Source organism: Thalassotalea montiporae (assembly GCF_053485855.1).
This window is the reverse complement of the sequence record NZ_JBQRUO010000001.1, coordinates 977862-991888: the sequence shown is the minus strand read 5'-3', so window position 1 is coordinate 991888 and position 14027 is coordinate 977862. Positions and strand designations below refer to the sequence as shown.

General features: G+C 43.9%; 13 protein-coding genes. All 13 read right to left on the bottom strand.

The genetic code is table 11. The features are described 5' to 3' along the window. Positions 1 to 5 precede the first annotated feature (5 nt). The 13 genes from ACSLUR_RS04295 to fliQ all read right to left on the bottom strand — a co-directional run bounded on the left by ACSLUR_RS04295 (position 6) and on the right by fliQ (position 14027). Entirely contained in the window at positions 6 to 977 is a 972-nt protein-coding gene (locus ACSLUR_RS04295) for a flagellar motor protein MotB (RefSeq protein WP_448552096.1), read from the bottom strand. Beyond that, positions 974 to 1720: a flagellar motor protein gene (locus ACSLUR_RS04290; protein WP_448552094.1), complete on the bottom strand. Its 747-nt coding sequence runs from the start codon at positions 1718 to 1720 to the stop codon at positions 974 to 976. Before ACSLUR_RS04290 ends, ACSLUR_RS04295 begins: the two co-directional genes overlap by 4 nt. Further along, positions 1713 to 2900 carry a protein-glutamate methylesterase/protein-glutamine glutaminase gene (gene cheB / locus ACSLUR_RS04285; RefSeq protein WP_448552092.1) on the bottom strand — a complete coding sequence of 396 codons (1188 nt, stop codon included), beginning with the start codon at positions 2898 to 2900 and terminating at the stop codon, positions 1713 to 1715. The genes ACSLUR_RS04290 and cheB overlap by 8 nt, the downstream gene beginning before the upstream one ends. A 41-nt stretch (positions 2901 to 2941) precedes the next feature. Continuing rightward, positions 2942 to 5068: a chemotaxis protein CheA gene (locus ACSLUR_RS04280; protein WP_448552090.1), complete on the bottom strand. Its 2127-nt coding sequence runs from the start codon at positions 5066 to 5068 to the stop codon at positions 2942 to 2944. Between the two features lie 14 nt (positions 5069 to 5082). Next, positions 5083 to 5826 carry a protein phosphatase CheZ gene (locus tag ACSLUR_RS04275; protein ID WP_448552088.1) on the bottom strand — a complete coding sequence of 248 codons (744 nt, stop codon included), beginning with the start codon at positions 5824 to 5826 and terminating at the stop codon, positions 5083 to 5085. Positions 5827 to 5850: 24 nt separating this feature from the next. Then, on the bottom strand, positions 5851 to 6234 hold the full coding sequence (cheY, locus tag ACSLUR_RS04270) for a chemotaxis response regulator CheY (RefSeq protein WP_115999548.1): 384 nt from the start codon (positions 6232 to 6234) through the stop codon (positions 5851 to 5853). Between the two features lie 45 nt (positions 6235 to 6279). Beyond that, a complete protein-coding gene (locus tag ACSLUR_RS04265) occupies positions 6280 to 6999 on the bottom strand; it encodes an RNA polymerase sigma factor FliA (protein WP_115999547.1) in 720 nt (239 codons plus the stop codon). 19 nt (positions 7000 to 7018) lie between these two features. Continuing rightward, complete coding sequence (locus tag ACSLUR_RS04260) at positions 7019 to 7861, bottom strand: MinD/ParA family protein (RefSeq protein ID WP_115999546.1); 843 nt, start codon at positions 7859 to 7861, stop codon at positions 7019 to 7021. 17 nt (positions 7862 to 7878) lie between these two features. Beyond that, entirely contained in the window at positions 7879 to 9480 is a 1602-nt protein-coding gene (flhF, locus tag ACSLUR_RS04255; protein WP_448552085.1) for a flagellar biosynthesis GTPase FlhF, read from the bottom strand. A gap of 56 nt (positions 9481 to 9536) precedes the next feature. Next, complete coding sequence (flhA, locus tag ACSLUR_RS04250) at positions 9537 to 11639, bottom strand: flagellar biosynthesis protein FlhA (protein ID WP_448552083.1); 2103 nt, start codon at positions 11637 to 11639, stop codon at positions 9537 to 9539. Between the two features lie 165 nt (positions 11640 to 11804). Further along, entirely contained in the window at positions 11805 to 12935 is a 1131-nt protein-coding gene (gene flhB, locus ACSLUR_RS04245; protein WP_116014464.1) for a flagellar biosynthesis protein FlhB, read from the bottom strand. A 40-nt stretch (positions 12936 to 12975) separates the two neighbouring features. Further along, positions 12976 to 13758 (bottom strand): flagellar biosynthetic protein FliR, encoded by a 783-nt coding sequence (fliR, locus tag ACSLUR_RS04240; RefSeq protein ID WP_448552080.1) that lies wholly within the window; start codon positions 13756 to 13758, stop codon positions 12976 to 12978. Continuing rightward, a complete protein-coding gene (gene fliQ / locus ACSLUR_RS04235) occupies positions 13758 to 14027 on the bottom strand; it encodes a flagellar biosynthesis protein FliQ (protein ID WP_115999540.1) in 270 nt (89 codons plus the stop codon). Before fliQ ends, fliR begins: the two co-directional genes overlap by 1 nt.

The window sequence follows — 14027 nt, the reverse complement described above, 5'->3', positions numbered from 1 at the left end:
AGCACCTATTCACTTGAGTTGTTAGTTTCGTTTTCATTACGCGTCGTGATGCGAATTGCACCATTTTCTAAACGAATGATGTTAATTTTATTATCTTCACCTGTAGAATCAACCACTTCCTTAATCGCTTCTACGTCTTTTACACTGATAGTTGGGGTATCGAGTAAGCTTTCTTGATCTAGCCCATATTTTGAAATAGCGATAACAACTTTTCGATTTTGCGCTCGTCCCTGTGACGTGCTGTTATCTGCGCTAGGATAGTACTCTCCATAGCCTTCTATTGCCATTCTTGCAGGGGTTACCCCAAGCTCTTCAAGCAAGCGTAAAATCGCAGTCGCTCTGGATACAGAAAGTTCCCAGTTAGAAGAGAATATTTCGTTATTAATAGGTTGATTATCAGTATAGCCTCGTACTCGAACAAAATTAGTCACATCCGCAAGTACTTGGTTGATAACAGTTAGTATCGCGTCTGCTGAACGCGTTGGAGAAGAAGAGCCACTAGGAAATAGCAAGCCACTGTTGAGCTCAATTTCCAGCCAGTCACCATCTATCTTTAACTGAGCATAACCTGACTCAATGATATCATATAAGGCGGTATGCAATTTTTCTTCTAGCGAGGTCAAGTTAGTGCCAACGTCACTATCCGCAATGTTAGACAGTATTGGCTGACCATCGGTTAACTCGGGGCCAGCATCATCTTTTAAACCGTCGCCATATAAACGCTTATTCGTTTTACTCGAATTCACGGGCAAAATGTCGTCACCGTGACCGCGGTTTTTAGGCAGTTCGTCATTTGCTTGGAACACTCGCCCTATTGAGTCTGTCATTGTTTCAAATGGCTCTTCATTGATCATCGCCATGGCGTACAAAACCACGAACAACGCAAACAGCAACGTCATGTAGTCGGCATAAGACACCAGCCAACGGTGAACATCATCATGCTCAACATCATGGCGCTTTATTCTGAGCCTACTCATTCTTGCAACCTAAACGCTGACAAACGATTTTCAATAGCGTGTGGGTTTTCCCCTTGTGAAATTGCGATTAGACCTTGAGCCATCATCTCACGATACATGGTTTGCTGGTGAACAATAGCACGGATTTTGTTGGCAACAGGAATGTATATTAAGTTAGCAAAACCAACGCCGTATATTGTCGCAACAAAAGCTGTTGCGATACCTTGGCCCAACATATCGGGATCAGACAAATTACTCATCGCTTGGATAAGGCCTAATACTGCCCCTAGAATACCAATGGTTGGGCTATATCCTCCCATAGATTCAAAGATTCTTGCCGAGCGCAGACTATGTTCGCGATAAAGCTCTAAGTCTAGCTCCACTGAAGTAATAAGCTGTTCAGTTTCAATGCCATCGGCGAGGAAGTTTAAGCCTTTGTTGACAAAGCGGTCTTCAACATCCATCGCGACATTTTCCAACACTAGATAACCAGACTCTCTAGCTTGCTGTGCCCACCCAACAATGTCGTTAATGCCTTTATCGATATCAAATTTTGGAGGTGTAAAAATCCAAGGCAATAAGGACATTGCGTGGCTAAATTGTGCTTTGGATGACTGGAGCAGTACTGCGCCCATAGTGCCACCAACGACGATAATAAACGCGGGGAGCTCAAACAAAGTGCCGATGGCACCACCTTCAATGCTAAATCCCAAATATATCGCAAGTAGCGCAACAATAAGCCCAGCAATACTGAGCTTATCCATGGCCTAACTCCTTTAGGATAGAGCCTGCGACTTCGGCAAGCGGCAACGACAATTCAGATATGCCAGCTTTTGCCACGGCCTGTGGCATACCATAAACGACACAACTGGCTTCATCTTGAGCCCATATAGTAGCACCTTTATTTTTCAACATACGAGAGCCTTCCCTTCCATCAGCGCCCATACCGGTCAATATGATACCTAATACTTCACCCGCATATATTTTCGCAGCAGAGCCAAAACTTATATCTACACTAGGTTTGTAAGCAACTCTGGCAGAGTTGTCTTCCATCACCTTAAGTTTTGCTGCATTTTCCGTACCATCGATCAGCATTTGCATGCCACCCGGCGCAAGGTAAGCCTTGCCAGCTTCAAGTCGATCGCCGTCTTTCGCTTCCTTGACGGAAATTTGACACAAAGAATTCAAACGATTAGCAAATGCTTCCGTAAACGCAGCCGGCATATGCTGCACCATAACTATCGGCAGAGGGAAATTCGTGGGAAGTTGAGTTAGTATTTGTTGAAGTGCTACAGGGCCGCCTGTTGACGTGCCTATAGCTAGTAATTTGTATTTTTTGCCTGAGCTTTTACGCAGCTTAGTCGCCGCGACAGCATTTGCTGGTTTTTCACCAGCATTCATAACTTTTGCTGAAACCGGAGTTGCAGAAGGCGTTTTGCGTTCAAAGCGAGGCTTTATAGATTTAGTAGCAGTAGGTGAAGGTGTTCGAACACTCGGCGTTGCATGGCTAACTGGGCGTCGAATAAAGCCACGCTTCACCGAGCCACTTTTTCTTGCGAGTTCTAGTACTCGCTGACGCAGCAAGCTACCGGCGTCTTCACTGTTTTTTGCTATTTCATTAAATTTTTTCGGCAAGAAATCCAACGCACCTGCATCTAGTGCCTCAAATGTTGCTTTTGCACCTTCATGAGTAAGTGACGAGAACATTAAAATTGCGGTTGGAGAGTTAGCCATGATGGCTTTTACTGCATCGATGCCATTTAACACTGGCATCTCGATATCCATGGTAATGACATCTGGCTTCAATGAAGCCGCCTTCTCAACTGCTTCTTGCCCATTTACTGCCACATCAATCACTTCGATGTTTGAGTCTTGGCTTAGTATATCGCTGACTCGACGTCTAAAAAAACTCGAGTCATCAACCACCAATACTTTATATGCCATGTAAATTCTCTAATGCAGGCCAGCAACCTGGGAACTGCGCGTTAACCGCGCAGTTTTTTATGAACGAGGGATTTTTTTGCGTAGTGCTTTAACATACTTGGTACATCAAGAATTAACGCGATGCCACCATCACTAGTAATTGTCGCGCCTGCCATACCTGGCGTACCGTGAAGTAATCGGTCTAATGGTTTAATCACCACCTCTTCTTGACCAATTAAGCTGTCAACCACGAAGCCAACTTGCTGTGTACCCAGTTGCACAATAACAACATGACCATTATCACGTGGTTTATTTTCATTACCTTTTACTAACCATTGATCAAGATAGAACAACGGAATAGCTTTCTCACGAACAATAATTGTAAGCTGACCATCGACCACATTAGTGTTAGTTAAATCTAAGTGGAAAATTTCGTTAACGCCCGCTAGTGGTAACGCAAAAATCTGTTCGCCAACAACAACCATTAGCGTTGGCAAGATTGCTAACGTTAGCGGCACTTTAATTTCTAAAACGGTGCCAACGCCCATTTCAGAATCAATATTAACGGTACCGTTTAGCTGAGTGATTTTGGTCTTAACAACGTCCATGCCAACACCACGGCCAGACACTTCAGAAATCTCTGTTTTCGTTGAGAAACCAGGAGCGAATATAAGGTTGAACGCTTCTTTCTCGGGCATGCGAGCCGCAGCTTCTGCATCTAACACACCACGGTCAATCGCAATTTGCTTAAGCTTTTCTGCATTCATACCCGCACCATCATCACGGATGGTCAGTAAGATATGATCACCTTCTTGTGAAGCAGATAAAATAACTGTACCTTCGCGCGGTTTACCATTGGCCTCACGTACGCTTGGCTCTTCAATACCGTGATCAACTGAGTTTCGAACCAAGTGAACTAGCGGATCAGCTAGCGCTTCAACTAAGTTTTTATCTAAATCAGTTTCTTCACCTTCAAGAATCAGCTTAATTTCTTTATTTAAGCTACGCGCCAAATCACGAACAACACGAGGGAAGCGGCCAAATACTTTCTTGATTGGCTGCATACGCGTTTTCATCACCGCGCCTTGCAGGTCAGTTGTTACTGCATCTAGATTAGAAACCGCTTTTGTTAGTTCTTCGTCTTCTTTCGTCAGGCCTAAGCTCGTTAGTCGATTACGCACTAACACGAGCTCGCCAACCATGTTCATAATTTGGTCTAAACGTTTAGTATCAACACGAACGGTAGTTTCCGCTTGCGGAGCCGCAGGCGCTGCAGGCTTCTTCTCTTTAGCCGCAGGCTTAGCTGGCGCTTTTGCTGCAGGCTTGGCCGCAGGTTGTGCTGCTGGTTTGGCAGCTTGTGGTTTAGCTGCTTCAGGTTTAGCCACAGGTTTAGACGCTGGAGTCGCAGGGGCAGCACTTGGGGCTTTGCCTTTACCATGCAACTCATCCAATAACGCTTCAAATTCGCTATCGTCAATTTCGTCAGAAGAACTGCTTTGGCTTGGCGTAGTCTCTTTTGCTGCGGTTTTGAATGCTCCTTGGCCATGAAGTTCATCTAACAATGATTCGAACTCATCATCGGTAATTTCATCGCTATTGGAAGATGCCGGTTGTGCAGCAGGCGTGCTAGCAGAAGCTGCACTATTTCCCGGACCATGAAGCTCGTCAAGCAGTGCTTCGAACTCGTCTTCCGTCATTTCTTCATCGCCGCCAGCAGATTCTGCTGCGACTTCAGTTTCTTGGAAGATCTCTGGTTCGTGCTCTTCAACAGCAGGAGCTGGCGCAGCGCTTTCGCTACCTTCTGGCTCACTCAAACGGTGAAGCTCAGCAAGCAAAGCAGGATCAGCAGGCTCTGGTTGTTCGCGATTTTGCACTAACGCAAACATTTCATTAATGGTATCAAGCGCCTGCAAGATAACATCCATCAATTCAGGGGTTACAGAGCGTTGGCCATTACGCAGAATGTCAAACACATTTTCCGCACCGTGACAGGCATCAACAAGTTCAGTTAATGATAAAAATCCGGCACCACCTTTGACGGTATGAAAGCCTCTAAAAATAGCGTTCAGTAAATCAGCATTGTCAGGGTCATTTTCCAACTCAACAAGTTGCTCTGACAATGCTTCTAAAATTTCGCCTGCTTCTATTAAAAAATCCTGTAGAATTTCTTCATCCGCTTCAAAGGACATGCACCAAACTCCCGCTAAAATCCTAGGCTAGATAAGAGATCATCAACGTCATCTTGATCTGATACAACGTCGTCTCTCTCGTCTGTATTAACAATCGGCCCTTCAACTAGATTTTCACCAGTTTTAAGGGTTGCTTTTTCTTTTTGCTCATCTTCCGTCACACCAAAAGCTGTCAGCATATTAATCAAGCTTTCTTCCACTTCTCGTACAAGGTCAATTACTTTTCTAATCACTTGACCTGTTAAGTCTTGGAAATCTTGCGCCATTAATACGTCTGTCATTAGCGCGTGCATACGTTCGGTTTCTGATGATGTTGTTTTCAGCAATTTGTCGATATCTTTACAAAGTGCTTTAAACTCACCCAAATTCAGATCATTGTGCATCAGTTTTTGCCAAAGCGGATTAACAGCTTTGACTTGCTCTTGAATGGTATCAACAACTGGGAAAATGGATTCTACCGCGTCCATGGTCTTATTAGCCGCATCTTCTGTACGGCTAATAACATAATTTAAACGCTCTTTTGCATCAGGAATATCAGCATTGGCTAAGTCGTTTAGTCGTGAGTCCAATTGGAAATTCATCATTGAGTCATGCAATTGACGGGTCAACTTACCTATCTCTGCAAATAACTCTGAATTAATTGGGTTTTGAATATCAGCAAGTAATTGGTCAGCTTTTTCTTGCTGACCATTCTCGATAAATTCAACTAATGACTTGGCTTGTTCTAAAGTAATCTTTGCACTAGACAATTTACTCATGAAATTTCCTCGCGTTTAGCGCGTTTATCCTAAACGTTCAAAAATCTTGTCTAGTTTTTCCTTAAGGGTTGCAGCAGTGAAAGGTTTTACAATGTAACCGTTTACACCCGCTTGCGCCGCCATCACAATTTGCTCTTTCTTCGCTTCTGCAGTGATCAGAAGCACCGGAATGTGTGCTAACTTCTCATCAGCGCGAATTGCTTTCAAAAGATCGATACCTTGCATACCCGGCATGTTCCAGTCGGTCACTACAAAGTCAAAGTCACCGCCTTGTAACATAGGCAACGCTGTGCTGCCATCATCCGCTTCTTGAATATTAGTAAAGCCTAAATCGCGTAATAAGTTCTTAACAATTCTTCTCATTGTCGAGAAATCATCAACAACAAGTACTTTCATATTTTTATCCAAGGCACCCTCCGGTGAAATAAATCAATAAATTTCTATATATTCTACTTAACTTTGCCAAGATTGCATACGTGCTTTTAATCGATGCATTGCTTGACTATGAATTTGGCTCACTCTTGACTCACTAACGTCAAGAACTTGTCCAATTTCTTTTAAATTGAGCTCTTCGTCGTAATAGAGCGACAGTACTAAAGCTTCACGCTCAGGTAAAGTCGAAATACATTCTGTTAACGTTTTTTTAAAGGTTACATGTTCAATTGTATGATATGGATCATCTTCTTGAAATTCTTCATCAAAACTAAGCACATCATCAGTCACCCCTAAATCTTCGATGCCGATGATTTTTCCAGTGCTTACTTCATTAAGAATATGATGGTATTCATTCAGGGAGATATCAAGCTTATCAGCAACTTCCGAGTCTGTTACATCGCGACCAAGTTCACCTTCCAATGCTTTGATAGCATCGCTGATCATTCGGCTATTCTTGTGAACAGAACGAGGAGTCCAATCCCCTTTGCGAATTTCATCGAGCATAGCGCCGCGAATTCGAATGCCAGCAAATGTTTCAAAACTAGCGCCTTTGCTACCGTCAAAGTTGCTCGCAGCTTCCAATAGTCCAATCATGCCAGATTGAATTAGATCGTCAGCAATAACACTTGCCGGTAATCTGGCCAACAAGTGATAGGCAATACGTTTAACTAATACCGTGTGCTGTTCGATTAGTGCCGATTTATCAAGATAGCTAGTGTAAGCATTAGCTTTAACCACTATAACTCCCTATGAGGCGTTATTGCTCAAGCAATTGTTCGATAAAGAACTCTAAATGACCTGAAGGTCGGTTGGGAATAGGCCAACTGTTGATTTTACTTGCCAATTCGCTAAACGCTTTTGACGCTGCCGAATCTGGAAAAGCATCAACGATAGCTTTTTGCTTGCGCACCGATTTTCGAATGTTTTCATCAAATGGCACCACAGCAACCAACTCAATCGCGACATCCAGAAAACGATCTGTCACTTTAGTCAGTTTAGCAAATAACTGCTGCCCTTCTTTTGGGCTACGTACCATATTGGCAACCACTTTAAATTTAAATACACCGTGGTCGCGGCTTAATAATTTCATCAACGCGTAACAATCAGTGATTGAAGTAGGTTCGTCTGTTACTACTAACATCACATCTTGAGCGGCACGGGCAAAGCTAAGCACCATGTCTGAGATACCCGCTGCGGTATCAACAATCAGCACATCAAATTCAGTTTGCATATCGCTGAAGGCGCGAATTAGGCCAGCATGCTCTGATGGTGTTAAGTCCACCATGGATTGTGTGCCAGATGTCGCTGGAATGATCTTAATGCCAGCCGGACCTTCAATAATGATGTCATCAAGTTCGCAGTCACCACTGAGTACATGAGCAATGTTTTTCTGAACGCGCAGGCCAAGCATCACATCGACGTTTGCTAAGCCTAAGTCAGCATCGAGTACCAGTACCTTTTTGCCTTGTTTAGCCAGTGATATAGCGGTATTGAGTGAAACGTTAGTTTTACCTACCCCTCCCTTGCCTCCGGAAACTGCGATAACTTTGATTTGTCTTAAATCTTGCATTTTTCGTAAGCCGCTTGCTTGGTCAATCATCTACTACGTCTCAAAGGTTAACCAAAGGCAGCTGAGGCCATTGGTTGTCTATTAGCGCTAAAATTGAATCTTACCGCTGATTTGTTTGCTAATTTCTCTGCAAGACTAACTAATTTTTCAGCATTTGCAACTTTAATATCTTCTGGAACACGCTGACCGTCTGTTAGATAACCAATTGGTAAACCGTTTTGAATCGCAGTTGATAAGATTTCACCCATACTTAGGCTTTCATCTAGCTTAGTGAAAATGCAGCCACATAGTGGAATTTTCTTAAAGCGTTCAACGTTTTCCTGCATTACTGCTTGTTGCGTATTAGCCGCCAATACTAAGTAGTTTCTGATGCGAATACGTGAGTTCGCCACTAAGCCAGATAAGTTCTCAGCTAAGCGCATGTCACGTTGTCCCATACCTGCAGTATCGATCAAAATTAACTTCTTGCTGCTGTATTGCTGAATTAACTGTTCAAGTGCATCACTGTCTTTCGCTAGCTTCACAGGACAGCCGATAATTTTGCCGTAAGTTTCAAGTTGCTCGAAACCACCGATACGGTATGTATCAGTAGAGATTAGCAAAATGCTATCTGCGCCATGAACTTGTGCGAAACGTGCTGCCAATTTAGCCAAAGTTGTTGTTTTACCAACACCGGTTGGGCCCACTAGTGATACCACACCACCACGGTGAATAATGTCGTTGTTAGTGGTATTTACTTGGCTACTCAATAATTGCAGCGCACTTTGCCAGCTTTGCTCTTCGTCTAAATGCGTAGGGACAAAGCCTGCAATTTGATCAGCTAACTGCTCGTTCAAACCAAGCGAAGTCAAGCGGTCAATTAACATAGCGCGATTGGGGTCTTTTTGCGCCATGTCTTGCCACATTAGGCCTGATACTTGATGTTCCAACAATTGACGAATAGAAGCCATTTCAGCTTTCATTTGGTTAAATGCGTCCATGCTAACTACGCTTGAATCGTTGCCATATGCTGCTGTTGGGGTATTAGCAGCTTGAGCAGGAATAGCAGCGTTGGCAGGTACACCAAAACCATCATCTTCAGTCGAGAAAGGTTGTTCGTTTTGAGTAGCTTCAGTGCCAGCATGTTGCTGCTGAAGCTTGTCAGTAAACTGTTTTAATTGCAGTTCTAAATCTGGTGTTGCAGTATCGTGACTGTTTTTGGACACAGCAGTTGCTTGACTAGATTGACTAGCTTGACTGCTTTGCGGCTGCGAAACAGGCTGTTGCTGAACGTTTCTAGCCAACAATGCACTTAAGCTATCAGCTGGAGATTGCGCTTGCTCAGCACTGTCTAAACCCGACATTTCTAAACCCGATAGGTGCGGTTCAATACGCTGTTGTGGCTCAGTTTGCTGATGAGTACCAGACGCTGCAGGTGCTGGCGCCGATAGATTAACTACGTCGTCAGCAAGATCACGTTTAGTTTGAGCTGTCTCTTGAGACTGGCTCATTCTTGGCTCAACACGTGCGTTGTTGTCTTGAGCCGCCATTAATTCGACACCTTCAGGAATCTTCTTGTTTGACATAATGACAGCGTCAGCACCCAGCTCTTCTTTGATTTGTGCCAACGCAGTTCTCATATCTTTAGCAACATAACGTTTAATCTTCACTGATAACCCCTTAATTCAGCAGATAGCATTCTAATTCTTACGTTTGTGCTGGTGGTTTAGTTACCGATTGCGCTGACAATCTTGATTTGCTTATCATCTGGAACTTCTTGATAAGAAATCACTCTCAGGCCAGGAATCGTGTATTTAACAAACTTCGCTAATACCGTTCTTAGTATGCCTGACGTTAACAAGATAGGTGTTTCACCGCTTAATTCTTGTTGTTGTGCGCCATCGGTTAATGATTTTTGCAGTCTTTCTGCAAGACCAGGTTCTATACCTGCGCCATCATCACCAGCCATCTGCATAGACTGATGCAACATCTGTTCCAACTCTGGCGCCAATGTTATGACAGGCACTTCATTTGCCGAACCGACCATGTCTTGAATGATAAATTTACGAAGCGTAATTCGCACTGCAGCCGTTAATACTTCTGGGTCTTGGCTCTTCGGACCATACTCTACTAGTGTCTGAATAATGCTGCGCATATCACGCACTGCAACACCTTCGTTCATTAAGTTTTGTAGCACTTTAACAACGGTGCCAAGTGGCAGAACGTCAGGAATTAGTCCTTCAACAAGTTTCGGATAATTCTGGCCTAGACGGTCGAGTAAGTTTTGCACTTCTTCGTGACCAATAAGCTGTGACGCATTGTTACTTAAGATTTGGCTCAAGTGTGTAGCCAGTACCGTAGCCGCATCTACCACAGTGTAACCAAGCGATTGCGCTTGTTCCCGTTGATTCTGCTTGATCCATACAGCATCTAAGCCGAAAGCAGGGTCTTTCGTCGGAATTCCGTCAAGTTGTCCAAATACCTGGCCGGGGTTAATTGCCAAGTCATGATCATGGCGAATTTCCGCTTCACCTACCGCAACCCCCATTAATGAAATTTGATAAGTGTTTGGCTCTAGGTCCAAGTTATCGCGAATATGCACTGCCGGCACAAGGAAACCAAACTCTTGCGAAAGTTTCTTTCTGACCCCTTTAATGCGATTGAGTAACTCACCACCTTGTGCTTTGTCCACCAACGGAATTAAGCGATAACCAATTTCTAGCCCAATTACATCAACATGGTTTACATCATCCCAGCTTAAATCTTTCGTTTCTTCTTCTTTTTGTTGAGTTTGTACTTGCTCTTCTTGGGCTTTCTGCTGAGCCTCATCCGCTTTTTTCGCTTTCAGTTTTTCACCGAAGTAAGCAATACCGGCAATTAATGCTGCAAACGTTAAAAACGCAAAATGCGGCATACCAGGGACAATCCCCATAACGAACATGACGCTAGCCGCAATATACAGTGAACGGGCTTGACCTAACTGACTGCTGACCTGCTTGCCCATTTCTTCAGAGGTATTTTGGCGGGTAACCACGATTGCAGTGCCTACTGAAAGCAATAAGCCCGGAATCTGTGCAACTAAGCCATCACCAATCGTTAGTAAGGTGTAGATCTCAACAGCAGCATCAAAGCTTAAGTCATGCTGCACCATGCCGATGACTAGGCCACCAATGATGTTAATGAAAAGAATTAAAATACCTGCTATCGCATCACCTTTTACGAACTTACTGGCACCATCCATCGAACCATAGAAATCTGCTTCACTGGTGATTTCTTGGCGGCGTTCACGTGCTTGGTCTTGCGTGATAAAGCCAGCATTAAGGTCGGCGTCGATAGCCATTTGTTTACCTGGCATAGCATCTAGGGTAAAACGCGCCGTTACTTCAGAAATACGACCCGCACCTTTAGTGACTACAACAAAGTTAATGATGATCAAAATTAGGAAGACCACTAAACCGACCGCGTAGTTACCACCAATAACAACCGAACCAAACGCTTCAATGACTGCCCCAGCAGCATCAGGCCCCTCATGACCTTCCAGCAGCACCACGCGCGTACTTGCCACGTTTAATGACAACCGAAGGATAGTCGCAATCAACAATACCGATGGGAATGCGCCAAAATCTAGCGGCTTTAAGGTATAAACCGTAATCAGCAACACCACGAGTGATAAAGCAATGTTAAATGAAAAAAGTACATCCAATAGCATGGCAGGCATTGGCAGTACTATCATGCCAAGTGCGGCCATTACTAAGAAAGGCGTACCTAAGCCAGAAAGGTGGTTTACTTTACTTTTGTCAAATTGAGGGAGTTTCGCTAATAACTGCATTTCTAATTAGTGATAAAGTTTTGACGATTACGGGATACTACCGTTTAAGCAATAAGTAAGCCAGCTAGCTCAGGCTCTAACTAAACTATTAGATAACTAAAGGCGATAACTAAAGCTATTACTGAAACAATAGCTTAAATTGCTACTTAAACTATTCTTGCGGTATCAATATCGATAATCGTCTGGGATTGGAAGGTTTTTAGCCAATGGCACTGGGCGGCGGCCTTTGCCAGAGCGGTGTGCTCTTAACTGAAAAATAAAAGCCAGAACTTGTGCTACCGCCGCAAACAGAGCCTCAGGTATTTCTTCGTTAACTTCTGCGGTGTAATACAAAGAACGCGCTAACGCAGGCGATTGCAGAATTTCAACACCATGCTCTTTTGCTATAGTGCGTATGTGTATCGCCATTTGGTCTGCACCTTTGGCAATCATCATCGGTGCGCCGCCTTGTTCGGTGTCATATTTTAATGCGACCGAGTAATGAGTTGGGTTAGTAATTACCACGTCAGCTTGTGGCACATCTTGCATCATACGGCGTTGCGACATCTCATACTGCGCCCTGCGGATACGCCCTTTAATTTCTGGGCTACCCTCAGTGTTTTTCATTTCATCTTTAACTTCTTGTTTAGTCATTTTGAGCTGGCGGGTGTGATTCCAAACTTGATATGGCGCATCAATGGCAGCAATGATACCCAATGAACAGGCCAAAACTAAGAACATCCACAAGAGCATCTCAACCGCGTGACCAAAGTTACTCGGCGCTGACTCTAAACTTAAGCTGATGATTTCTTCAAAGAGAACGGTGAGTAAGGTTATCGCAACAAAAAAGACAACAAAGAACTTAAGCAGTGATTTAATCAGCTCAACCCCGGCTTGTACGCCTAGCATTCGCTTAAAGCCTTGCAGTGGTGAAAGCTTACTAGCCTTGGGCGCCATTGCCTCCCAGGAAAAATTCATACCGCCTAACAAGGTGTTTCCAACAAAGGCTGCGAGCGTGATAATCGCAAAAATCCATAACATTGGGTACATCACACCGGCGAAAACCTCACCAACGATGTTAAAAATATTCTGAGTATCCATTACCTCTTCGCGAGTAAAGGTAAACATGCGCTTCATCATTTGTGACAAGCTAAGCACTAACGAATCACCGACCATCAACAACGCAACCGCACTGCTGATTAACACGAACATAGTGCCTAAATCTTTCGAGCGAGGGATTTGCCCTTTCTGTCGAGCCTCCGACAGTTTTTTCGCCGTCGGCTCTTCACTGCGTTCGCCTGAGTCTGAATCTGCCATGGTTACCAGTTACCCATCAGAAATTTATACATTTAGAAAATTAACGTGCACCGCAATCAACAAGGTAGCAAGTAAAATCAATGGCACGTGCCCACTGCTGCTCAAAATGCAGCAAAAAGTTACCTAACGTAAGCCACATGATGATAAGCCCGCCAGTCATGGTAATCGGAAAGCCAACCGAGAAAATGTTAAGCTGTGGCGCGGCACGGGTCATAATACCAAATGAGAAGTTAATCAGTAACATTGCCGTTAAAGGCGCCAACGCCAACGACAGCGCAGTGGTAAACATCCAGCCAGCCCATTCGACGGTTTCTTTGTATTTAACGGTTTCTAGCCCTTCACTTGGAATAGGTATAGTTTCAAAACTAACCACAATAAACTGAAGAAACGTTAAATGACCATCAAGTCCCCAAAACAGTAAGGTCGATAAAATCAAAAAGAACTGACCAACCGCAGGCACGTTAGTGCCACTGGCAGGGTCAACCAGTGAAGCAAAGCCCAAACCTGTTTGCATTGCAACAATTTGTCCGGCCAAGGTAAAGGTATTAACCACCAACACAGTCACAAAACCAATCAATACGCCTATCAGTATTTGTTCAACAACCAATAAGAAGGTTTCAAAGGCAAATAAGTTATCAACACCAACGGGGGGAATGGCCGGCATTATCGCCAATGTTATCGCGATACATAGCAGCAGTTTTATTCGCGTTGGAATGGTTTGCGCACCCAAGCCAATCATCGACATGACTAAAGCTGAAACGCGCGTCAAAGGCAGCAATAAATCAGCCATAAACTGATTAATGACTGACTCAGTAAATTCCATTAGCTCACCACACTCGGGATACTATTGACTAGCCTGATGGTGTAATCCATCAGTTTTTCCACTAGCCAGTGGCCACCGAAAATTAGGGCTAATAAAGTCACGATCAAACGAGGTAAAAAACTCAAGGTTTGCTCATTGATAGACGTCGCCGCTTGGAAAATTGCGACAATTAAACCGACAATCAAGCTCGGAACAACAATCGCTGACACAAGCAAGATAACGAGAAACATTGAGTCTCTTAGTACATCAACAAAGACCTCTGGTGACAT